This window comes from Anabaena sp. EIM26 (genome assembly GCF_057568715.1).
Genome location: NZ_CM172472.1, coordinates 99,313 through 122,500, shown reverse-complemented (window position 1 = coordinate 122,500; position 23,188 = coordinate 99,313). Strand labels below are relative to the sequence as shown.

General features: G+C 38.9%; 22 protein-coding genes and 1 pseudogene (1 of these 23 cut by a window edge). 7 read left to right on the top strand and 16 right to left on the bottom strand.

All coding sequences use genetic code 11. The annotated features are described in order from the left end of the window. Positions 1 to 478, bottom strand: partial view of an imidazole glycerol phosphate synthase subunit HisH gene (gene hisH / locus AC012T_RS00515; protein WP_487062323.1) — the 5' portion only. Its footprint begins 158 nt before the window's first position; the window shows 478 of its 636 coding nt (coding positions 1-478); its start codon is at positions 476 to 478; its stop codon lies off the left edge, out of view. A gap of 68 nt (positions 479 to 546) precedes the next feature. On the opposite strand from hisH, the gene AC012T_RS00510 reads away from it, so the two are divergent. Next, positions 547 to 1,107 (top strand): pyroglutamyl-peptidase I family protein, encoded by a 561-nt coding sequence (locus AC012T_RS00510; protein WP_487062321.1) that lies wholly within the window; start codon positions 547 to 549, stop codon positions 1,105 to 1,107. 39 nt (positions 1,108 to 1,146) lie between these two features. Then, positions 1,147 to 2,505: a DUF3370 domain-containing protein gene (locus tag AC012T_RS00505; protein ID WP_487062319.1), complete on the top strand. Its 1,359-nt coding sequence runs from the start codon at positions 1,147 to 1,149 to the stop codon at positions 2,503 to 2,505. Between the two features lie 401 nt (positions 2,506 to 2,906). Here AC012T_RS00505 and hemJ read toward each other — a convergent pair whose 3' ends face one another. From hemJ to psbQ, 5 genes are all read right to left on the bottom strand, one after another. Further along, positions 2,907 to 3,500, bottom strand: a complete 594-nt coding sequence (gene hemJ, locus AC012T_RS00500; protein WP_487062317.1) for a protoporphyrinogen oxidase HemJ — start codon at positions 3,498 to 3,500, stop codon at positions 2,907 to 2,909. Between the two features lie 437 nt (positions 3,501 to 3,937). Beyond that, positions 3,938 to 4,204, bottom strand: coding sequence for a GIY-YIG nuclease family protein (locus AC012T_RS00495; protein ID WP_487062315.1), 267 nt, complete (start codon positions 4,202 to 4,204; stop codon positions 3,938 to 3,940). 607 nt (positions 4,205 to 4,811) lie between these two features. Further along, positions 4,812 to 5,663, bottom strand: coding sequence for an alpha/beta fold hydrolase (locus AC012T_RS00490; protein ID WP_487062313.1), 852 nt, complete (start codon positions 5,661 to 5,663; stop codon positions 4,812 to 4,814). Between the two features lie 272 nt (positions 5,664 to 5,935). Continuing rightward, complete coding sequence (locus AC012T_RS00485) at positions 5,936 to 7,084, bottom strand: NAD(P)/FAD-dependent oxidoreductase (protein ID WP_487062311.1); 1,149 nt, start codon at positions 7,082 to 7,084, stop codon at positions 5,936 to 5,938. Positions 7,085 to 7,276: 192 nt separating this feature from the next. Then, positions 7,277 to 7,732: a photosystem II protein PsbQ gene (gene psbQ / locus AC012T_RS00480; protein ID WP_487062309.1), complete on the bottom strand. Its 456-nt coding sequence runs from the start codon at positions 7,730 to 7,732 to the stop codon at positions 7,277 to 7,279. A 329-nt stretch (positions 7,733 to 8,061) separates the two neighbouring features. On the opposite strand from psbQ, the gene AC012T_RS00475 reads away from it, so the two are divergent. Beyond that, on the top strand, positions 8,062 to 8,493 hold the full coding sequence (locus tag AC012T_RS00475; RefSeq protein WP_487062307.1) for a hypothetical protein: 432 nt from the start codon (positions 8,062 to 8,064) through the stop codon (positions 8,491 to 8,493). A gap of 193 nt (positions 8,494 to 8,686) precedes the next feature. Here AC012T_RS00475 and AC012T_RS00470 read toward each other — a convergent pair whose 3' ends face one another. After that, positions 8,687 to 8,851 carry a hypothetical protein gene (locus tag AC012T_RS00470; protein WP_487062305.1) on the bottom strand — a complete coding sequence of 55 codons (165 nt, stop codon included), beginning with the start codon at positions 8,849 to 8,851 and terminating at the stop codon, positions 8,687 to 8,689. An 83-nt stretch (positions 8,852 to 8,934) separates the two neighbouring features. Here AC012T_RS00470 and AC012T_RS00465 point away from each other — a divergent pair, with 83 nt between their 5' ends. Then, a complete protein-coding gene (locus AC012T_RS00465) occupies positions 8,935 to 9,198 on the top strand; it encodes a hypothetical protein (RefSeq protein WP_487062303.1) in 264 nt (87 codons plus the stop codon). A gap of 88 nt (positions 9,199 to 9,286) precedes the next feature. Here AC012T_RS00465 and AC012T_RS00460 read toward each other — a convergent pair whose 3' ends face one another. The 4 genes from AC012T_RS00460 to AC012T_RS00445 form a co-directional block, all read right to left on the bottom strand. Further along, the gene (locus tag AC012T_RS00460; RefSeq protein ID WP_487062301.1) at positions 9,287 to 10,192 is read right to left on the bottom strand and encodes a M48 family metallopeptidase; all 906 of its coding nucleotides are present in this window, start codon (positions 10,190 to 10,192) and stop codon (positions 9,287 to 9,289) included. A gap of 304 nt (positions 10,193 to 10,496) precedes the next feature. Further along, a complete protein-coding gene (locus AC012T_RS00455) occupies positions 10,497 to 13,199 on the bottom strand; it encodes a type I secretion system permease/ATPase (RefSeq protein ID WP_487062299.1) in 2,703 nt (900 codons plus the stop codon). Continuing rightward, complete coding sequence (locus AC012T_RS00450; RefSeq protein WP_487062297.1) at positions 13,148 to 13,906, bottom strand: peptidylprolyl isomerase; 759 nt, start codon at positions 13,904 to 13,906, stop codon at positions 13,148 to 13,150. Before AC012T_RS00450 ends, AC012T_RS00455 begins: the two co-directional genes overlap by 52 nt. A 267-nt stretch (positions 13,907 to 14,173) precedes the next feature. Continuing rightward, a complete protein-coding gene (locus tag AC012T_RS00445; protein WP_487062295.1) occupies positions 14,174 to 14,932 on the bottom strand; it encodes a TIGR00297 family protein in 759 nt (252 codons plus the stop codon). 190 nt (positions 14,933 to 15,122) lie between these two features. Here AC012T_RS00445 and AC012T_RS00440 point away from each other — a divergent pair, with 190 nt between their 5' ends. Further along, the gene (locus tag AC012T_RS00440; protein ID WP_487062293.1) at positions 15,123 to 16,082 is read left to right on the top strand and encodes a glycosyltransferase family protein; all 960 of its coding nucleotides are present in this window, start codon (positions 15,123 to 15,125) and stop codon (positions 16,080 to 16,082) included. Positions 16,083 to 16,145: 63 nt separating this feature from the next. Here AC012T_RS00440 and AC012T_RS00435 read toward each other — a convergent pair whose 3' ends face one another. Together AC012T_RS00435 and AC012T_RS00430 are read right to left on the bottom strand one after the other, a co-directional pair. After that, a complete protein-coding gene (locus AC012T_RS00435) occupies positions 16,146 to 17,114 on the bottom strand; it encodes an RsmB/NOP family class I SAM-dependent RNA methyltransferase (RefSeq protein WP_487062291.1) in 969 nt (322 codons plus the stop codon). Positions 17,115 to 17,146: 32 nt separating this feature from the next. After that, on the bottom strand, positions 17,147 to 17,341 hold the full coding sequence (locus tag AC012T_RS00430; protein WP_487062289.1) for a hypothetical protein: 195 nt from the start codon (positions 17,339 to 17,341) through the stop codon (positions 17,147 to 17,149). On the opposite strand from AC012T_RS00430, the gene AC012T_RS00425 reads away from it, so the two are divergent. Together AC012T_RS00425 and AC012T_RS00420 are read left to right on the top strand one after the other, a co-directional pair. Continuing rightward, entirely contained in the window at positions 17,340 to 18,773 is a 1,434-nt protein-coding gene (locus AC012T_RS00425) for a DUF2157 domain-containing protein (RefSeq protein WP_487062287.1), read from the top strand. The two genes, AC012T_RS00430 and AC012T_RS00425, sit on opposite strands and share 2 nt — an antisense overlap. A gap of 119 nt (positions 18,774 to 18,892) precedes the next feature. After that, entirely contained in the window at positions 18,893 to 19,627 is a 735-nt protein-coding gene (locus AC012T_RS00420) for a GDYXXLXY domain-containing protein (RefSeq protein ID WP_487062285.1), read from the top strand. Here AC012T_RS00420 and AC012T_RS00415 read toward each other — a convergent pair. The 3 genes and pseudogenes from AC012T_RS00415 to fni form a co-directional block, all read right to left on the bottom strand. Next, the gene (locus tag AC012T_RS00415; protein WP_487062283.1) at positions 19,624 to 19,863 is read right to left on the bottom strand and encodes a hypothetical protein; all 240 of its coding nucleotides are present in this window, start codon (positions 19,861 to 19,863) and stop codon (positions 19,624 to 19,626) included. The genes AC012T_RS00420 and AC012T_RS00415 overlap by 4 nt on opposite strands. A 295-nt stretch (positions 19,864 to 20,158) precedes the next feature. Further along, positions 20,159 to 21,993: pseudogene (sppA, locus tag AC012T_RS00410) on the bottom strand (signal peptide peptidase SppA). Between the two features lie 77 nt (positions 21,994 to 22,070). Then, a complete protein-coding gene (gene fni, locus AC012T_RS00405) occupies positions 22,071 to 23,120 on the bottom strand; it encodes a type 2 isopentenyl-diphosphate Delta-isomerase (protein WP_487062281.1) in 1,050 nt (349 codons plus the stop codon). Between the last annotated feature and the right edge of the window lie 68 nt (positions 23,121 to 23,188).

Sequence of the window (23,188 nt, the reverse complement as noted above, 5' to 3'; positions counted from 1 at the left end):
TAACTTGTGGTTCAGTTGGGTCAACATAGTAGGAATGGACAAAATAAACCCAAGGTTGGGAAGGTAAATGCTCCCACAAAATACTTTTAGATTGAGTAAGTTGCAGTTGATTCCAACCCATATGGGGAATAGCAATACCTGCTTCTGAGCGAAATCGGCGGACTTTTCCGCGCACAATTCCTAGTCCGGGTTGAGTACCTTCCTCACTGGATTCAAACAGAATTTGCAGTCCTAGACAAATACCTAAGAAAGGTTTACCAGATGCGATTACATCTTTAATAGGTTGTTCTAAACCACGAGAGCGCAGGTGTTGCACCGCAGGATCAAACGCTCCCACTCCTGGCAAAACTATTGCATCTGCTTGTTCTAACTCCTTGGCAGAATAAGTTACTTTAGGAGTTGCCCCAGCTTTTTCTAAACCTTTGCAAACTGAGTGCAAATTTCCCATATCGTAATCTACGACTGCAATCACTGGCATTTACCTGCTCCTTGTAAATTTATTAGGGAGGGCATTTATTTATATTCTAATTCTAAATAATATTTATTATGCAGAAAAAAATACTATTAACTTCTTTTGACACTTGGCTGAGTGAACAACAGTCTAATTCTTCTGATGATTTGTTACTCGAACTAGCCAAAATGGCTTGTGTCTCCCATGATTTAATTTTTTTGCGACGACTACCTGTAGATGTTAAGCTTGCCAGTTCTCGCGTCATTGCCAAAATCAATGAACTCAAACCTGATTATGTTATCTGTTGTGGCATGGCAGCAGGTCGGACACAATTAAGTATCGAAGTCTTGGCTCGTATCTTATCTGTACAGTCTACGGATATCTCATCTCTAGATTGTGCAGAAAGTTTTTGGCAAACAACTTTGCAAACTACTGTTAATGTTGAACAATTAGTGGACGGAACAGAAGTTGAGATTAGTTACGACTGTGGTAAGTTCGTCTGTGAATCGCTTTATTATTCAGTGTTGGACTATGTGAGTCAATCTCAACTCCCCATTCCTTGCATCTTTGTTCATGTGCCGATTTTGAATCAAGAAAATTTGCACAGCATGATTGCTAACTTTGTTTTAATTCTTAACAAACTGGCACTTGTATAAGGTTATCAGCGTCTCTTAAGAAAAATTTTTCTCTGTATTATGTTGCCACTATTATTTGGTTTGACTCTCGCTCAAGCAACTCCTCCTGCACCACCACCAGAAGAAGTGGTACAACCACAAGAAGTTCGTCCTTTGCCAGGACAGTTAGATAATGTGCCAGTATTTAATAGCAATAGTCCAGAATTGGTATTAAAAGAAGGAATTTTACTTTCTACCTTTCCAGTAAATGGGAAAAAAGTACCAACGGCACATTTAAATTTTCCGTTTCGAGGACGGTTTGATATTTTTGCTCATCATGTTGCTAAAGCAGAACCACCAGAAAATTTACGTTCTCTTTACCTGGGAATAATGTTGCATAACCCTGGCTCTAAAGAGGTGAAAGTCAGTATATTGCAGGGAGCAAGTTATTTAAGTCAACCAGATGCACCTTTTATTCAGTTAGATTCTTTTATTCCCAATAATTCAGGTACAGTTTTTGCAGGTCCTGGTAGTCGAGTTATGTCTGATATCTTGAGAGGAAGAAGACAGGCAATTTTTCCGCCTCAAATTGTTATTCCTCCAGGGAAAAGTCAGATGTTATTAAATTTACCAATTCCCGTGGCAGAATTAACACCACCAATCAATGGTCGATCTACATATATGCGACTATGGAGTAATGGTACTGTGTATGCAGCTAGTTTAGCGATGTTTGCACCAACAAATGCTGATGGTAGTGAACGTGCGCCAAATTTGGCAGAGTGGCAAAATATATTAGATAACGGTGAATTATCTACACCTAGAGATAAAACCCCAACTCCTCTGGAAGAAACTGGTAAGCCGAGGATTTATGGTAGGGTAGCAGGTGTAGCGAGTGGTTCTAAATGGCGATCGCTCTTAGTAGATAATCCTAAGGCTAAATATTTAACAATTCCCCAACCTGGTCAAGCTTTTTCCTATGCTTTAAGTACATTGCATGGTGGTACTTTTGGTACTGGTCAAATTCAAAGCGCACCTATGTCAGTTCGTTATCCTGATACAGCCTATCGCGCTCATGGTAACTATGGAATTCAATATAGTCTCAAGTTGCCTCTACGCAACAATACCCAAACTCAACAAAAAGTAAGTATATCTCTGCAAACTCCACTCAAAGAAGATCAGTTAACAAAATCAGGACTACGCTTTTTTACAACACCAGCGCGTCAAGTTTTCTTCCGGGGAACGTTGCGGGTACGTTATCAAGATGAACAAGGTAAGCGAAAAACTGAGTTTGTACATTTAGTGCAAACAAGAGGACAAACAGGAGAACCTTTGGTTTCATTAAATATGAAAGCAGGTGATTCGTCTTTGGTGGAAGTAGATTTTCTTTACCCACCTGATGCTTCACCACCACAAGTTTTAACAGTTTCAACTCAGAAATAACCAAAAAGAGCGATCGCATGAGGAATTAATTTTGGTGCTTGGTGCGATCGCTCTGCATTTTTAAAGTATATACCCCTCTTCTGTCATTCTCCGAAAAGTCTTACAATTTCTAAACTCTGTAATAGATGCAAAATTGTAAAAAGAGTGAATCCGTGAGAGTAGTCTGAATTAGGATGCTCAGGATTAAAGGATTTTCAGGATGAAATGATTTTTATGATCTAAATCAAGAATATCATTCACAGAACATCATCACTAACAAGCATCCTGTAAATCCTGATTCAGACATTAATAAAATGACCCAAAAGATAGACCATGACCGCTTTTCAAAAAGAGGCATTTGATGGGTTTTGCTCGCGCTCTACCCATCCTACAAAATAAAGTCTCCTTTTTCCTGCTTCCTACTAACTTTGCACTTGGGGAACTTGATTGATTTGATTCATTTCTGCAATCATTTTCTCTTTATTGCGTCTGCGGATTTTGGCATACATCTGAATACTCACAGCCATGAAAATCACTAAACCAAAAATCAGCCAAGCAGTGATATCTGTAGGTAGATTATTCTTGAAGATAGCCAACATGACAATCACGACTAGTAATAATGTAGGTGCTTCATTTAAAGCCCGCAAATGTTGTCCACTCCATTTACATTCATCTGCGGCTAATTGTTTCATTAACCTGCCGCAGTAGTGATGATAGATAAGTAAAATACCCACAAACCCTAATTTGAAATGTAACCAAGTTTCTTTTAATAAATCTGGGTTTGTGGAGAGGATACCAATAGCCATTGCTACCGTTACTATCATTCCTGGGACGGTGATGATATGGTAGAGACGCTTTTCCATAATTTGATACTGGTTTTTCAGTATCGTCTTTGCGGGTTCTGGTTCTTGGTTCGCTTCAACGTGGTAGATGAAAAGACGCACTAGGTAAAATAAGCCAGCAAACCAAACGACAAAGCCAATAATGTGAAATGCTTTAAACCAGGAATAAGCCATGAATTGTAACCTGCCTTAATTAATTTACAGATGATTGCATTTACTCTCATTATCAGGTTACGGCAATTCTTGACAAGGATGCAGATTAGGTTAAGAAGTGTAAATACTTGGTCATGATGGCAATAACCACTTTGTCATTCTGAACGAAGTGAAGAATCTTCGAGATGCTTCGTTCCTCAGCATGACAATTATCTCTTTGTCATGATGGCAATAACTACTTTGTCATTCTGAACGAAGTGAAGAATCTTCGAGATGCTTCGTTCCTCAGCATGACAATTAGCGCTTACGTAAAGCAGAATGACAATTATCTCTTTGTCATGATGGCAATAACTACTTTGTCATTCTGAACGAAGTGAAGAATCTTCGAGATGCTTCGTTCCTCAGCATGACAATTAGCGCTTACGTAAAGCAGCATGACAAATCTATTGTACAAGAATTTACTCTGCATACCATTCAATACTCAAGCCTTGCCAATTAGGATTTATAGATTCAATTAGTAATATTTTCTTAGCCCTTAACCATCCTTTTATCTGTTTTTCACGTTCGATAGCTACTTGAATATCTGAAGTTTCTTCATAGTATACAAGCTTAGTAATGTTATACTTTTGTGTAAATCCTGGTATAAGTTTTTGTTTGTGTTCATATATTCTGCGTTGTAAATCATTAGTGACACCCGTGTATAATGTTTTTGATTTATTGCTCATTATATAAACATAATATTGATTCATATTCTTGAAAATACCAGGTTTAGTTCTTGGGATTTTTAAATTGGTTACAAGGTATGGTGTGCAAAAAAATGCTTTATTTAGAGACGTTTTATAAAACGTCTCTAGGTTGTTGTTTCTAGTATCTCATGAATTTGACTAATGATGAAAAATTGAGATTCTTGCCTTTGGTCAGAATGACACATCATATTCATGTTCTAGTTTTTAACCATCTTCTGAAATGAAAAATTGAGATTCTTGCCTTTGGTCAGAATGACACATCATATTCATGTTTTAGTTTTTCAACATCCTCTGAAATGATAAATTGAGATTCTTGCCTTTGGTCAGAATGACACATCATATTCATGTTCTAGTTTTTAACCATCTTCTGAAATGAAAAATTGAGATTCTTGCCTTTGGTCAGAATGACACATCATATTCATGTTTTAGTTTTTCAACATCCTCTGAAATGAAAAATTGAGATTCTTCCCTTCGGTCAGAATGACATATCATATTCATGTTTTAGTTTTTCAACATCCTCTGAAATGAAAAATTGAGATTCTTCCCTTCGGTCAGAATGACATATCATATTCATGTTCTCAACTATTTAATTCGACTGCGAACGACGCACAAAGGGTAAGAGGTCTTGTAAAATCGTTTCGTGATAATGTTCTTGGGGATAATGTCCCACGTTATTTAGTTTGATGATTTCGGCATCTGGTACAGATTTTACAAAGGTTTCAGCTATATCTATAGATAACCAAGGGTCAATCATTCCCCATTGTAATAAAATTGGTTTCTGCCATTCTTTAAAACCAGTTTCTATTTCTGTCATGGCTTGATCAAGTTGCAAATTGCGAATTGTGGAGAGAAGACCGCGACCAGATGAAGAACTTTTTAAGTAGGGTTTGCGATAAATATCTAGATCTTTATCTTCGATTCGGTAACGGCTACCAGCTTCTAAAGTTCTATCAACTAAAAGGGGATCTTGTGTCATGACCTCACCTGCTAGAGGTAAACCCATTTGTTGAATTTTCCAAGGTAATTTTGCAGATGTGGAAACGGGAGTATTTAAAATTGCAATGTTGGCTATTTGTTCAGGATGTCGCAAGGCATATTGTAAGCCTACCGAACCTAAGTATCCTTGCACAACTAGGGAAAATCTTTCTAATTCTAAAGCTTGAATAAATGCTGCTAATGCTGTGATGAATGCATCGGGTGTGTAAGCAAAATCGCGTTTTTCAGGTTTACCAGAAAAGCCGTAACCTATCCAATCGGGTGCGATCGCTCTTGTTCCTTGTGCCGCCAATGCTGGTAGAATGTTTCTCCAGCTATAACTCTGGGCAACTATGCCATGTAGCAATACCACTGGCAATAAGTCACTTCTACCAATCGGTTCTGCTTCCCGATAATACCACTCTAACGAATCTACTGTTATTTTATGTTCTTGTATTGACACTCTATTTTCCTATCCTGAGAATGCAACAGCACCGCACAGATGCCTTAATACTGAATCCTCTTTTATCATCCTACAAATAGGTAATAGGATTTCTAGAAAAGAATTTCGCATATTTAACAGGTTAAGCTGTTGACTTCTATCTCAAAACCTGGTATAATTTATCTTGACAAGGAAGAACCAAGATAAATCTTTCCAAGAAACATTAAACCGCCAACAAAGCGGTTTTTGATTATTTGCGATTATTGTAACTATTTATTTGAGTAGGTTTTTGATTAAGAATTCTGAGGAATAATCATTTCCTGAATTGCTGAAGCTGTTGCTGGTGCTAGTAAAACGCCGTTGCGATAATGACCAGTAGCCAATAAGACATTATTAAAACCAGGGAGTTTATCAATAACAGGTGCTGGACGATTTTCGGGACGGGGACGTAAACCAGACCAAGTGCGGACAACTTTTGCTGAAGCTAAATCTGGACAAAATGCGATCGCTTGTTTTTGTAAAGATTCCAGTAATTCTTTCTTTGCAGATATCTCATCAGCATCATTGGGAAATTCTACCGTTGCCCCCACCCAATAATCACCATTACCCATAGGAACAAGATGGACATCATTTCCAGTAATCACTGGTTGAAATTCAGAATTTCCTAAAAACCGTCCTAAACTTAGATATAAAGCTTGCCCCAAAACCGGACGGATATGCACCTTTTGATTTAATTGTGCAGTCAGTGAAGTTGAACCCAAGCCAGCAGAGACTATAAACCAATCTGCGCTAACAGTACCCTCTGAAGTTTCCATAGATTTCAGCTGTTCGTTAACTGTCGGCGATGTCTGTACTAATGGAGAAGATGGAACTTGGTTATTTTTGACAGCTACACCAAATTTAAATTTAACGCCATTACGTTGAGCCGCATCGACCAAAGCTAATGTTAAAGCTGTAGGATTGAGTTGACGGTCTTGGGGAGAGTAAACAGCACCGATAATCGTGGGATGATTAATTTGTGGACAGAATTTTTGCAGTTGTTCTTTGTCCCAAACAGCTAACTGCCAACCTTGAGATTGGCGAACTTCCCGTAATCGTTCCCATTCTGTGATCACTTCCACACCACTGCTTAAAGGGTGTTCTGAGTCTTCTGACAACAGCATCACAATTCCCTGACGGTTACAAGGAATTTTGCGCCCTGTAATCCCTTCTAGTTCAGGAATCAAAGTTTCATAACGTTTAATGCTTTCTTGGCGCATTTGCCAAGCTTTGCCCTTGATTTTGTGGCTAATGACACCCATTAAAACACCGAGAGCCGCACCTGTTGAAGCTTGTGCTGGTTGATTTTGGTCGAAAACAGTGATATTTAGACCTTTAACTTGACTGAGTTGATAGGCGATAGTCGCCCCAACTACGCCACATCCAATAATTACTATATTCATGACGTTTTTTATGAAGTGCGGGGTGAAGAGTAAAGATTTACCCTCTTTACCCTATCACCCCATTACCCTAGCGTTTTGTGACTCAGGACTCATAGTAGGACGCAAAGGATTGGTAATGGGTAATGGGTAACAGGGAACAGAAGAAAGATAAATTTCCCCTTCTGTTACCCGTCACCTGTCACCTGTCAACTGTCAACTGTCACCTGCTTCTGGAATCAGTTGTAGGAACTTGTCAATATCAACAAAAGCATCTTTGTAGCTACTCAAGGCCAAACTAGTGTTACCGACCTTAGCAGCTTGGTCAATTTTTACCAAGTGGCTTAAAAAATCCTTGCTGATCTGTCTGGCTTTAGGTTGGTCTTGGGGTAACAAATTGGGGATGACGTAAGTCATATTTAACCTAGCTTCTGTAATTGGGCCATGGATAAAATTGCCGACATCAATCCATTCACTGCTTTTAATCAGGGTTTTGAGTTCTTCTGAGCGATCGCGCACTATCTCAATATCAGGAACATACACCTGAATTTTCGCCACTTGATCTGGTGTGTAAGTTGGAGGTGCAGTAGCAACACTAGAACCACCACAGCTGATCAGGAATGTAGTCACTAGTACGAGAATCAGTGATAAAATAGAGCGTTGACGCACCATAAACGGAAATTAATTTACTATTTGTTTGCGGCTTTACAGTGTTATTTTAGATCGCTACTGTTCTTTATCGTTCTAGTCAACAAAGGTTTTTCCAAAAAATACTCCAGCTTGACAAGAACTTGTTGCCAACCCAATCAAAAGGCAGAGTTGTTAGTACTAGAGAAGGTTTTTTTAGTATAATTACTCAAGGAAATGTGAGGAAATCATAATTAACAGTTGCTAAATTTCCAATCTTCTTGATAAGCTAAAACACCAATGAGATCAACTTTCTCAGCGTTTTTCTGTTTTCACATCCCCATAGGCCGATGCAAGATTAGGAGTATTTCGTCGTGAACGCAGCTGAACAGACAACAAACTTTGAACTCACCAGCAAGATTGCTACGGTAGTTAATTTGTTCAAATTAGAGTTTCCTGATGCCAAATCCGATCTTAAACCTTGGAAAAATGACCCAGAAACTAGGGAATTAGTAGATCCAGATTCCATAGATATCGGTTTTCACTTTCCGGGAATCAGCAAATCTTGGCGCAGTCGCAGTATTTTAATTCAAATCCGTTTTTATCAAGATCCTATCAATCAATCCAAGCGTGCAATTGGTGTTGAAGCATCTGGATTTGACCATCGTGGACAAGTTTGGCGACTGTCAACAGTAGAACAATGGAATTTTGTTGGTGAGTCTACACCTTCCCCTTTAGTTGGAGACAAGCTTAAAGAAGTTTGCAGACAAATTTTAGATATATTTAATCTAAATTCCACTTTATAAACCTTATTAAACAAAAGCTTAATCTTCTGGCTTTAACACTATTGCTAATACCTGAATAGTGAAAAATTAAATTGGCTAATTTATATTTTTAAGCAGCCATAACTAACATAACCTGAGTTCGGTGTTCGGAGTTCGGAGACGCTACGCGATATGCCTACGGCACGCTACCGCGAACAGGAATCCGGTTTGATTCCTATATACAGCAGTTTGCGTAGTTAGGAGGTACAAAATCTAAGTTGAAACCTATACACAAAACCAGTTTTACTTCTGACTCCTGACTCCTGACTCCAGAATTCTGACTCCTGAATTCTACTATAACTGTTAACCGATAACAGAAATACCCGTATTTTTCTGCCATAAATAAATTCTGCAAGTCAAATTGATCAGCGCGTAAACATTCCCAGGGTGTTATCTGCCATAAACATCACACTGAGGAAATATATGCGCTTTTCCCCATATAGTAAACAACGCAATTTTTCTGTTTTATTTGCTGTTAAATGTGTTGGCTTTACGTTTTTTTTTGGAACTTTAATTTATGGTGGTTTTTATACAGGTTCTTTCATGATCTCTTCTGTTACATCCAGCTTAAACACTATTCACCCTACCTCAATTCCTGGTATTAAAGACCAAGAAAAATGTGAGAATACGGGTAGAGTTTGGCGAGATAATAAATGTTGGGATTATCAACATAATCCTGCATTTTGATGATTATATAGCAGTTTTATTTGATTTTTCCAAATCACCCATATACAGCTATCAGATCCCCGACTTATATAAAAAATCGGGGATATTATTACCAGGAAGACATAAAACTCCAACCCTCTTTTCCCTCTGCTTCTGGATTGTTATCTTCTGGTATATTTAAATTTGCATCTTCTCGAATTAAATTATCATAGTCACCTGAATCAACCCATTTTAATAATTCTCCAGTTCGCATTACTATCCAAGAAAGTCTATATTCTGTATAGCTTAATATTTTTGTCACCTGATCTAAATTATCAAAGCTATTGGATGCAAACTCACGAGACTGAATTAGAAAATCTTCAATGACATTATTATTTAAGTATTCATCGGGTAAACCAGCAAGTTTCATCAATGCAGTTGTGGCTATATTAATATCTTGACAAGCTAATAAACCAGCACGATCAGCAGTTAATTTAGCCATCATTACCCAATTATATAAAGCTAGCTCAATACCACTGGCAACTAAACCACCAAGACCTAATGTAGTACTACTCAATAAATTTTTTAAAGCCGGCATCACAATTGCCATTTGATGATATATCATATGTTGACTCTTAATGCGAGCAACTTCAGATCCTAAAACATAAACTAATTCATCTGGATTTAGCCATTCCATCGCTTCTAAATTAACACCAATTAAAGGTTTTTCTACTCCCACAACATATGTTTGAATATAACCTGTACCTCGAAAAAAATACAATTCAGGCAGGGGAGAAACATCAAGAATTTGGCAAGTTTCTACCAATGCTTGATATAATTTAGGAAAATTACGATTTGTAACTCTAATTTCACTACCAAGACTTTGCAATCTCAGCAAGCGATCAATACTATATTCGTTAATTTTTTTGAGTATGGGGGATATGCCCGGCATTTTTTGTAAAGAACCTAAAGCTTGCCGATCAAAGGGGTGTTCATAGGTTTTTGAATTTAAGCCAGTTAAAATTTTTCTGGTCATGGGTTCTGAGGGCTTTGAAGATGAGGTTGCTTCTGTTATTCTCTAATAGAACCTCACCAGATGTTTAAAAATAATTATCTTGAACATCTCAAGCCTGGAAACCCAACCTTTTTAGATGTAAGTATTCAGGATAGAGAATACTCCAAGTCAGGAGAATAAAGGCTTTTTAAGTCAACTTTGATGATTTTGATAAAATTTCACTTCTCTCTATTCTTCATTTCATAAGCATCCTGACTCCTGACTCCTAAATTCTTACTTTTGGATGAGATAATAGGTAAAGACGTTCCTCAGGAACGTCTCTAGCTTAAATATTCGCCTGTTGTCTTTGATAAAGTGACCAGTACAAACCCTTTTGTTGTAATAACTCTGTGTGTGTACCCCGTTCAGCAATTACACCTTTTTCCATCACTAATATTAAATCAGCACGTTTGAGAGGTGCGAAACGGTGGGCAATTAAAAACACGGTGCGGTTAGCAGAAACTTTTTGCAAGTTTTGTAATACTTGTTGTTCGGTTTCACTATCTAAGGCGCTGGTAGCTTCATCTAAAATCAAAATTGGCGCAGTAGAAAGAAATAATCGTGCTAAGGCTATACGTTGTCTTTGTCCACCAGATAAAGCTGTACCTCTTTCACCAACATTATTTTCGTAGCCATAAGGTAATTGACTGATGAAATCATGGGCTACGGCTAATCTCGCGGCTTCTACAACCTGTTCTGCGGTAATATCTGGATTTCCTAAAGAGATATTTTCCAAGATAGAACCGTTAAATAAAAAGTCTTCTTGGAGAACTACGGCGATTTGTTGTCGTAAAGATGCTAAATCAGCACTTTTGATGTCAAAACCATCAATAAGGATGCGTCCTGATTCAATTTGATATAGACGTTGTAAAATTTTGGAAAGGGTACTTTTTCCAGAACCGCTGCGTCCGACAATCCCTATAAATTGTCCTGGTTCGACATTAAAAGAAATTCCTTTTAATACGGGTTCGGTATTGGCATTGTAGCGGAAGAAAACTTGATCAAAGCTAACTTCACCTTTAAGCGGTGGTAAAACTAAACCTGTTCCGGCTTCGGTTTCTGGTGCGGCGTTGAGAATATCGCCAATCCGGTCTACAGATAGTAAAACCTGTTGGAGATTTTGCCACAACTGCACTAGGCGCAATAGGGGTCCAGTGACTCTACCTGATAACATTTGAAAAGCGATTAATTGACCTACTGTGAGTTGATGATCAATTACTAATTTTGCCCCAAACCAAAGGATTAGTAGTGTAGAGAAGTTGGTGAGAAAGTCGCCAATATTACTGCTAATATTAGAAGTTGTGGAAGCTTTAAAACTGGTGCGAATAAAGCGAGCAAATAAACCTTCCCAGCGATCGCGTGCTACTGGTTCGGCTGCGTGGGCTTTGACAGAATGTATACCAGTAACTGTCTCTACGAGAAAAGATTGACTATCCGCACTACGGTTAAAGGTTTCATTCAACCAATTCCGCAAAATCGGTGTCGCCACAATTGTCAAAGTCGCAAACAAGGGTAATACGGCTAAAGCCACAAAAGTGAGGGGAATGTTGTAATAAAACATCAACCCCAAATACACCACCGCAAAGATGCTATCTAGGATAACGGTTAAAGCCGTACCTGTGAGGAATTGGCGGATTTGTTCTAGTTCCTGTACCCTGGCGATTGTGTCTCCCACTCTCCGCGACTCAAAATAAGCCAAAGGTAAACGCATCAAATGGCGAAAAAGTTGAGCCGATAAACTCAAATCTAAACGCCGTGCGGTGTGAGTAAAGATGAATAGGCGCAGGATTCCCAGGATAGATTCAAATATAGCGACTAACAAAAGTGCGATCGCCATTACGTCCAAAGTGGCTAAACTCTCCTGTACCATCACCTTATCAATGATGACTTGGGTAATCAGCGGTGTCGTTAACCCTAACAACTGCAAAGTAAAGGAAGCCAGCAATACCTCACCCAACAATACCCGGTACTTCCAAACAGCAGGAGTGAACCAAGAAAGGTTGAATTTTTCTTGTTTAGAGACTAATTCAGCTTGCCAAATTTGTCCATCCCAAGCAGCTTCTACTACAGACTGGGTTAAATATTCACATTCAAAATTGAGGGGATTAGCAATGATTAAACTATTGCCTTTCATACCATAAGCCACCACCCAAGAAGAAGTTTTGATTTCTTCAGATTTCCACAGCAACAAAGCCGGAAATGACAACTGTCTTAATTCACCCCAACTTACCCGCAACTTTCGCAGAAGTAACCCTAGCTTTTCTCCAGCTTCTACCAAATTTTTAGGGCGTTGTCCTCGCATTTGCCGTTGCACCCATTCCAATTGCACAGCATTATTTAAATATTGCGCCACCATTGTTAAACAAGCAGCGCCAGTATTCCCACTCACTACAAAAGGATAAGCAGGTGAAGAAGGTGACAGGTGAGAGGTTACAGGTGACAGTGAAGAAAAAGAAGAAGGATAATAATGTGCTTCCTCTCCCTTCTTCCCTCTGTCACCTGTAACCTGTTCCCTCTCAGCTATAACCTCTTCACTATCACCTTCTTCACCTGTCAAATTCCAAAATTCATCAATTTGAGGAGTGGAAAATTTTGCCCATAGTGCTGAACTCCAACACACAACTACCACTTCCTTACTAGCAGCTACAGCTTTACAATCAATGAATAATTTTTGACACTCACCAAACCAATTTCCTTCCTGTAGGGTAGCTAAAGATTTGCTGACATCATCTCGTAAGCGAACTTTACCCGTAACAATAAAAAACTGATTATCTCCTGCTGCTTGTGACCAAATTCTTTCCCCAAGTTTGTATTGCCGAACTTCGGAATAATTTTTTAATTGGGTTTTTTGTTCGGGAGTCAACCAGCATAATGGCGGTTGATCCCAAGGCATAGCAGCTAAAACATTTACTTGTAGAGATTGATTATCCAGAATTTTTAGCTCACTTGTAATTTGACTGTCAGATTTTGAATTTTCTCCCCTATCCATTGCTCAAATAACTCATTTTGTAGTGATTGTTTAAGTTGAATATTTTCTAAAGATGCTGGCAGAATGTTTTCTAATCTAAACAAACTAAACCGCCCTTCTAATTCGATTGGGCCTATTAATTGACCGGGATTTACCGCATCCACAGCCGCCCTCAGCATATCTGGTAAACTACCCCGACTAAGTGGCCCCATCATGCCATTAAAAACTCGCTCATCTGCCAGTGAGTACTCTTTTGCTAGTTGCTCAAAACTACTTCCTTCTTCAATTTGAGTGTGTAGTTCTTCAGCCAGTTCTCGATTATCAACCATAATTCGAGAAAGTACCACTCGATCTAAGTAAATCTTCCGTTCAATAAAGTATTCTGATAGTTTTGAATCAGCGATTAAAGCCTTCAGTTTTTCTAATTTGAAGCTAAAAGTAACTGATGCTAGAAATGTGGCATAGTCAGTACCATTATTTTTTAACCATGCTTGGAAATTTTGGGGATCAGTAAGTTGATTTTTGAGCCGATAATCAATAATTGTTTGTTCAATTAATCCTGTACTGATATCTATGTCATCTCGTTTTTCTAGTTCAGTTTCTATTATATATTGACGCAGAACATCACTAATAAACTGATTCAGTTTACCAGAGACTTGTAAATACTTGACTACTTGAGAAAGGTCAATTTGCTCGTCGTTGACAGTCAAAAATGATGAAGATTCCATGAAATAAATATGATGAAGCCACTAAAAATATATACAACTTTTCCATTAAATAATAGATAAAACCGCAGGAAATTACGGTTCACAATGATAAAGATTCTGTGAATTAAATATGGCAAAAATAAATAATTATAAAATTTACCGACAATACTTAAGTTATTCAAACTAGTAAATACAATAATTTACTCAAAATTTAGTATTCTATGCTGCCAGAAATATAAAAAAAACAGCAAATTTGCTGCTATATTTTATCCAAATTTTGGTAAAAATTTAAACAAATATGCTCTTCCAAATCAAGGCAATGAGAATAGCTGCAACTGCCCCAATGAGTGTATTGACGATATTTACAACTTCATTAGTAAGCCAAGTATATTTAGATTGCAAAGTTGCACCAATGACACTTTCTAAATTTGTAGCAATAAATGCTGCGATCGCACACCAAACAATTCCTAGGGGATCAATTAGATTTACTCCCCAAGCCACAAGTGCGATCGCGATCGATCCTACTACACCCGCTAAAGTCCCCTCCAAGCTTACCGCCCCTTCTGTTCCCCTCGCCACAGGTTGCAGCGTCGTAATTAAAAACGTACTTTTTCCATAGGCTTTACCAACTTCACTCGCAGTCGTGTCAGATAGCTTAGTGCTAAAACTCGCCACATAACCCAAAACTAGCAAAGACTGGAAACTGGGTACAAGCAACACTCCCACAGCGCACAAAGCCCCAACTAACGCCGAACCCCAAACGTTTTCTGGGCCTCTAGCACCAGAACGCTTTTCCGCAATTCCTGCTGCTTCCTTTTGTGCCATCCCAATGCGTGTTACCCCAGAACCGACAATAAAATAAAACACTACCACTAGATATCCTTGCCAACCCAGTGTTCCCCAAATGATAATTCCCAATAACCACGCATGAAATATACCAGCCGGGGTAAGCAATTTTTTAGGAATAATTGCCACTATTGCCAACAAAATTGTATTTAATACAACGCCTACTAACCAGGGATTTGCAGAATTAATTAAAGATAACATTAGCCATTAAGTAAGTGTATATTCTTCACTTTAAAAGTTTTCCGACTGAAAAGGCAACAGCAATTCCAAATAAGATGTTATGCCTACGACAAGCTACACAAACACATCTCTTTTTTCCTTAATCTTGTATTAATACTTAGTTTGACAGACTCTCATGTTATATTGGATTCATAAATTACATTAAATTTCCATGCCAGAAGCAAAATTCATGGGATCTCCTAGCTGTTCACTTTGGATTTTGGTAGCTCGAACAGATTTGCCCTTTATGATGCATACAATACCTCATCTTGTAAAGATGAGTAACTTCGATTTTAGTCAACGTGTATTAGCTATAGATACAGCACCCTTATCGGGAGATAAAGTAGGGCGACCAGGAATTGGTACTCTAGAGCAATTGCGTGCTTGCTGCCAAGAATTGCTAAATAATGGAGTTGTGGATACGGTAGTCGATATCGACTATTCGCCAACCTATCAAGATCAAGTGTATGTCAAACATTTTGGTAGCCCCATCCGCAAAACACATAATTACAAAGGATACCCAATTCTGGGAACGATTTTTCACATTGAAGCTGCAAAAAGCGACTATATGCTGCATTATGACAGCGATATGCTGCTCCACCAGCAATCCAATCATAGTTGGATAGATGAGGGCATAAAATTGCTCCAACAACATCCGGAAGTGATGGCAGCAAGGCCACTGACAGGCCCACCAACCAATGATGGTAGTATGTATCAAAGGTTTCCTTACGAGCGAGATACAGACGGCTTTTACAAGTTCAAATTTTTTGGCAGTCGCGTTTATCTAATTGACCGCAAGCGTTTTGATGAGTTGCTGCCTTTACCAATTTTGTGGCGCAGTTATCGACGAAAAATACTCAACAATTTGCCCACAAAAATAAAAACGATATTAAATAATATTACTGGCAAGGGAGATTTAGATTCATGGGAAATTATGGTTTCCAACTTGTTAGAAACAACACCTTATGTAAGAGCCGTTCTTGATTCACCATCAGCCTGGACACTTCACCCCATAGATCGCAGTCCTGAGTTTATCGAAGCTTTGCCAAAAATTATTGAGAAAATTGAATCAGGTTTGTATCCTCCTGAGCAAGCTGGTTATTACGATCTTCAGCTAAAGTATTGGCTGTAATCATCAAGACCTTAGCCACAAAAGAGCCAAAATGAGAACCTAAGCAGCGATTCATCAAGGCTTTTACAAATTTGTTATCTCCAAATTTTTGTAAATATACATTGAAGAAATAGCATCTACATCCATCTCCTTTCTTTCACCATCATCTGTATTTTTAAACAACACTGTAAACGCACCAGCGCCTAAACCATCCTGGGGAAACATCCGATAACAAGGAATAGGAGTTAAATGTGATTGATACTGTGATAAATGAGGAACTTCCACCGCTTCAAATTGAGGAAATTTTTCTAAAAACCATTCACATACTTGCTCATTTTCTTCTGGTGAATAGGTGCAAGTCATATAAGCTAAATAACCTTGAGGAGCTACAATCTGCCCTGAGTTAGCAATAATACGTTTTTGGCGATTTGCGCTTTTATTAATTGATGTAGAATGAAAACATCCAGGTGCTTTTTCACCCTTAGCTAGTAAAGATTGCCCAGTACAAGGAGCATCTACGAGGACTAAATTACTAGACAAAGGAAACATTTCTGCCAAAATACTAGAATCTCTATTTACTACACCACTAGGTTTAATCTGGCAACGTTTCAAGTTAGAAATTAACATACCCAAACGCTTACCAATCACTTCATTACTAATCAGTAAATCAGGTTGTAATGCTTGCCAAGCAAAAACACTCTTACCTCCCGGTGCAGCGCACATATCCAACACTAAAGGTACTGATTGATTGATAGTTAATAAAATAGAAGCAGCAAATACAGAAGAAAAATCCAAACAATAAAAATATCCTTGTTGATGTAGGGGATGTTGACCGGGTTTTTGTCCTAACTGTAACCGATCTACAAATTGGGGTTGCCAAATTGTTGAATTTTCTACCATAAAAGGAGAATCTTCTGGCTTGTTTTTACACCAAATAATACAAGGTAAAAAAGGCTTAGGATTAACTAAAGCATCTATAAATTTTGCTTGTTGATCATCATTATTAAATAAACGACGCGAAACTTTAAGTAATAAATTTGAAGGCTTTTCCATCTTTAATTTTGTGGGTCAAGTATTTGGGGACTTTATCTAATTAGAACAATATTAAAACTGTTACACCAGAACAATGCCATCAAGGTATTTAGCTGCATACTGAAAATATAATGACCACCATTTAGATTGCGTTTGCGAAGCGCGTCCGGCGCGGCTTCTGGCCTTTGGCTAGAAGCTAACCGTGTTTTGACACTTGCTAAACTAACCCATTGCACCGGAGAGGTCATGATCCCAGATAATTTTCCGAAAAAATTACGCCAAGAAGCAAAACTTTGGCGAGATGAAGGACTTATTAGTTCTTCCCAACACCAGCAACTAGCAGACCGTTATCAATTTAATAAAATAGAAGCGGCTGCACGAGAAAGTTCTGGATTAATTGCCGTTGCCGCAGGTGGCTTACTTTTAGGATTAGGCATAATTATCTTTGTAGCAGCAAATTGGCAAACATGGTCAAGAGAAGTCAAGTTTATCTTGTTAATGAGTTGGTTTCTGTCTACTGCTATCACTGGTTTTTATACTTGGAGAGAACCAACACTCAAGAAATCTGAAAATAAAAAGCCACAACGCGGTAAACGTCTACTAGGAGAGGGGTTGTTAATTCTCAGCGCCTTTATTTTAGGGGCAACTTTACTGCTAATGGCACAAATATTCAATATTAGCGGTTCTGCTGCTGAGTTATTTTTGGCTTGGGGGTTCGGTGTTTTAGTGATGGCCTATAGTCTGTCGCTCAATTCTTTAGGTATTTTAGCTATTGTTCTCATCCAAATTGGTTATTGGATAGGACTCAGAGAGTTTTTATCCTCTCCTAATGAGTTGAGTTGGGCGCGGTTAGCAGTGCGACATATGCCTTTGCTTTCATGGTTGGCGTTTGTTCCCTTAGCCTATGTCTGCCGTTCACGGTGGATTTTTGGGTTAGCTGCTGTAGCCTTTACTGTTTCTTTGCAATATAACCTCAACCCATTACCACTGGCGACTTTTTCTTCTAATGTAGTTCCTTGGGTGGCCTCCTTTGCTTTAGCACTCCCGCCGTCATTACTCTGGAGTTATGATGACTTGCTTTTCCCTACGGTTCATTACAGGTTATTTCAACCCCTAGCCCGTAATTTAGCCTTGGTGTGTTTCAGCGTCGTCTTTTACTTGTTATCTTTCCGTTGGCAATGGCAATCTTTTGGTTTTGGTAATTCGGTAACAAATTCCTTGAATGTGTTCCAGTCTCTGCCAATAATTGATTTGGGAATTATCAGCGGATTGGCTGTTTTGCAGTGGTTATTTCTGTTTCGTCATCGTAATAATCCCACCCGCAAGGAAGTATTTTTCACGATCACTGTCATTATCATTTTTCTCAGCTTTATTGTCATAGTACCTTTTTGGCATCAAGCTATTAGTCGTATTCCTGAACTGGGCATTTTTGTTTTCAATGTCCTGTTGACAACATTAGTGTGGGGACTGATTCAAGAAGGAATGAAGTTAAATAACAGATTTTCTTTTTGGTGCGGTATGCTATTGTTTGTCTTGCAAATTATCAGCCGCGTGTTAGAGTACGATACCGATTTATTGTTTAGATCATTGGTGTTTGTATTGTGCGGTTCTGGTCTGATTTCTGGGGGTCTTTGGTTTGAACGTCGTTTCCAGGAACGTACTGCTACTAAGAAACAGTAGAGAAGCTGTTTAGCTAGAATTAACAGATATACTAAATCTCTGCGTTAAAAATCCTATTAGTTATTGGTCATTGGTTATTAACAAGTGACAACTAAACAAACTCTAAGCAATTAATTATCATGACAAATAAATCACCTGAATCGAATAAACCATCTGAATCGAAGCAAACCTTAAGCCCAGAGAAGGAGTTTTCAGAAAAGTTGACTTTTCGGGATTACTTGATAGCTACTGAACAAAAGGCTAATCAGCCGCTACCAATTTGGCGGTTAGTAGCACCTTTAATGGTACAAATTGGCCTAATTCTGGCGGTTCCAACTCAAGCGATGTATACAGATGTTGCTGGTAAGTCGGTGGTTTTGCAAACTCTACCGGTATCTTCTAATAATTTGTTGCGGGGTTCTGCTTTAACGCTTGATTATAATATATCCCGCAGCGCAACTTTGAGAAGATTACCTGGTTGGAGAGATTGGGTAAGACAAAATTCCCTGAGAAACTCACAAGTAACTCAGGGTAGTGTCTTATATTTAACTTTGCAAGAACAACTGTCTTTTAATCGTGATGTTGGTATTCCCAGGGCTTGGCGGCCAGTGCGGGTAAGTAGTAGTCGGCCTCAGAACTTACGCAATAATCAGGTAGCTTTAAGGGGTAATTATCAAGATGGTTTGATTAATTACGGTTTGGAAAACTATTACATTTCTGAAGAACAAAGACAGCAGATTAATAATGATCTGTTGGAAACACAGGAAAGCAGAAATGGGCGGAGATCGCCGATATTGGTAAGAGTGAAAGTCGATCCTCAAGGTAATGCTGTACCTACGAGTATGTGGATAGGCGATCGCAATTATCGCTTTTAGTCTTGGTGGTGTAAATTCCAGGCTGCACCAAAAGCAGCCCCAGCCCCGGCTAATAACCCAGTACTCATACCTTGAATAGTTTTTTCTACTGGGTTTTTAGTCAGACATTCGCTGCTGATTGTATCAGCACTCAAGCACATTTTGCTTTCTGCCCATGCAGAGGTTCCGCCTAAAATAACACCAGATACACTACAGGAAACAATAAGGAGTAACAGGCGCTTACTTTTTCTATCCATAGATGGATGCGTAAAATCGAAGGATGGAATGTGATCATCAACTACTTTACACTCTTTTTGTAATTTAGGAACAGGCTTGCCGATCTAGGGGTCATTCATGAATTACCCCTACTCTATGGGATCATGTTTTTTATGGAGTTCTCTAAATCCTGATTTTGATTACTAAATATAGGAATCCTATTTGATTTTTGACCAGAACTCAGTACATACTGAAAGCCTTCTTTCCTGTTCCCTGTTAAGAGTTCCCTGCCTCCACGAAAAATTCATGAATCAAATCGGATCACTATATTTGAGTTTAGTCAATCTTCAAGTTGAAAGGTAAGCGGGCATAAACTCCTTGAGGATCGTTCATTTTGTTCAAAATTGAAATTTCTTGCTGCAATTTTTCAAATTCTGCCAGAAGCGGATTAGCTGATTTGATTTGAGTTTTTTCAATTCCTAGTTTTGCTTGTGCTTCTTGCAGTTTACGCCCAAAAAAACGTTCTTCTAAGGTTGTTGCTCGCGGATATTCTTGTAATTCCCAATTATTACCTAATTTTGCTGCTTTGGCAGCATATTCAATAGCAACATTTAGACCACCAATTTCATCAACTAAACCGATTTGCTTTGCTGCTGCACCTGACCAAACTCGACCTTGGGCGATTTCCGCTACTTTTTGTTGGGGTAGCTTTCGACCTTGGGCAACTTTATTGATAAACATACTATAAATCCGGTTAACGCTGCGTTGATATAGAGCTAATTCTTGGGCAGATTTCGGACGAGCAACTGTTTGGTTATCGGCATATTTTGCAGTTTTGACTGTATCCCAGGTGATGCCGTTGTTATTTGCTAGTTTTTCACCGTTAAATAGTACGCCAAAGACACCTATAGAGCCTGTAATGGTGTTGGGTTCGGCAAAAATGCGGTTGGAGTCGCTGGCTATCCAGTAACCACCAGAGGCAGCGATATCACCCATTGAGACGATGACTGGTTTGACTTGTCGAGTTAATTTTATTTCTCGTTGTATGACTTCGGATGCTGTGGCGCTACCACCAGGGCTGTTAATCCGTAAAACGACAGATTTGACATCTTGATCTTGGCGGATTTTATTGAAGATTTTAGCAAAGTTATCGCCTCCTATTTCTCCATTTTCCCCTTTTCCATCGACTATTTCACCTTCTGCATAGACGATCGCAATTTTATTTTCTGAGTTGCGTTCTACACCCATTGATTTACCGGGAACTTCGGCATAGTCACTGATGTTAATTTGGCGGAAGCTTTTATCGTCTTTATCACTAGCAGTTATTTTTTTTAGGTCGGTAACTACCTCATCTAGATAGGCTATTTGATCTACCAAACCATTGCTTTTAGCGGTGTTAGCTTCTAGAATAGCTTGACTATCTGCGATCGCTTGCAATTTCTGTGGTTGAATTTTCCGGCTTGTCCCCACAGATGTCCGCCATTCTCCCCACACGTCATCTAATAATTTCTGCGTTTGTTCTCGATTTTCTGGACTCAGTTTGTTGAGTATAAACGGTTCTACTGCTCCCTTAAATTTCCCTACTCGGACTACTTGAACACCTATACCATATTTCTGCAATGCTCCTGTCAAAAACATTGGCTGTGAACTCAAACCGTTGATTTCCATTAGTCCTACGGGATTGAGAACGATATTATTAGCTACCGAACTTAAATAATATTCCCGTTCATTCCAATCTGTGCTGTAAGCGACAATTTTTTTGCCAGATCCACGGAATTTATCTAAAGCTTGACGGATTTCTTTCAGGGAAGCATAGCCGAGTCCACTAGCTGCACCAGATTTTGTCGCATCTATATAAATACCAACAATGCGCGGATCTTTTTGTGCTTTTTCTAAGGTTTCGATAACTTTGCGGAGTGTAATTCTATCTTCGTCTACTCCTGTTAAGGTTTTTTGCAGTAAGTCACTGGAACTAGGTTGACTATCGGTGATTTTCATGGATAAGTCGAAAACCAGCATGGATTTATCTTTGACTTCTGGCCCGTGTCTTTGGAAGTAGTAGCAGCGACAATCAGGAATAATAAGCCTAGAGTACTGATACCAGAAAAAATAGTCAGTCCCAGTAAGCTACCAATTAAACTAGCAAAAGTTTGTTTAAGAAAGTTAGTCATTAGTTATTAGTCATGAGTTATTGGTCTTTAGTCATCAGTAAAAAAACCAATGACTAAGGAAAGACAACCTGTTTACCTTATTGTATGCTGTGCAAACTGTTGGATTGCTTTAACTGATACAAAGTTCTATTACCAGTACAGAATAATACGGTGGTGATTTCGGCAATTAATACTTCTGCTAAGTCTTGCAGGGCTGTTTCTGATACATCTGCTGCTTGTAAGAAGGGCATTGCTAAACCAGCGATATCTGCACCGAGTGCGATCGCTTTGGCAACATCTAAGCCATGACGTAACCCCCCAGAAGCAATTAAGGGGATTTGGGGTAACTGAGCGCGAATACTAGTAATACACTCTGCTGTCGGTATCCCCCAATCCGCAAAAGTCTTACCCAAGCGCCGTTGTAAAGACGTTTCTGCCCTTTCGCTTTCTACCAGCGCCCAAGATGTTCCACCTGCACCAGCTACATCAATGGCTTGTATGCCCACAGATATCAGTTTGTCTGCCATTGTTGCGGAAATGCCGTTACCCACTTCTTTGGCAATTACAGGCACTGGTAATTTAGAGCATAAGTTAGCTATTTTGTCAAACAAACCCCGAAAATTGGTATCACCTCTGGGTTGAATGAACTCTTGCAAAGGGTTAATGTGTAAAATCAAAGCATCAGCTTCTAAAATATCAATAATTCGCAGACATTCATCAACGCCACATTGATAATTAAGCTGCACCGCACCCAAGTTAGCAAACAGCAGCACATCGGGAGCATATTTGCGAATAGCGAAAGTTTCAGCAACTTGGGGTTTTTCCAATGCTACACGCTGGGAACCTACACCCATTGCTAGTTTATATTGTTGGGCGATTTCAGCCAAACGACGGTTAATGATGCCGGCTCGATCTGTTCCTCCTGTCATGGAAGAGATTAATAAAGGTGCATTCAGGCTTTTTCCTAAAAAAGTAGTGCTGATATCAATGTCAGTGCGATCGCATTCCGGTAAGCAACAATGAGTAAAACGATAGCGTTCTAGTCCTGTAGTAACTTGCTGACACTGGACATCTTCCTCTAGACAGATGCGGATATGATCTGCTTTGCGATTTTGCGTTTGTGCCGGGGTGTTGGTAGGAGGGTTCACGGGTAATGATTCCAAGCTTTTCTCTTCATTATTGTGACAGTCCCTAGAAAATTTTCACGAATCAAATA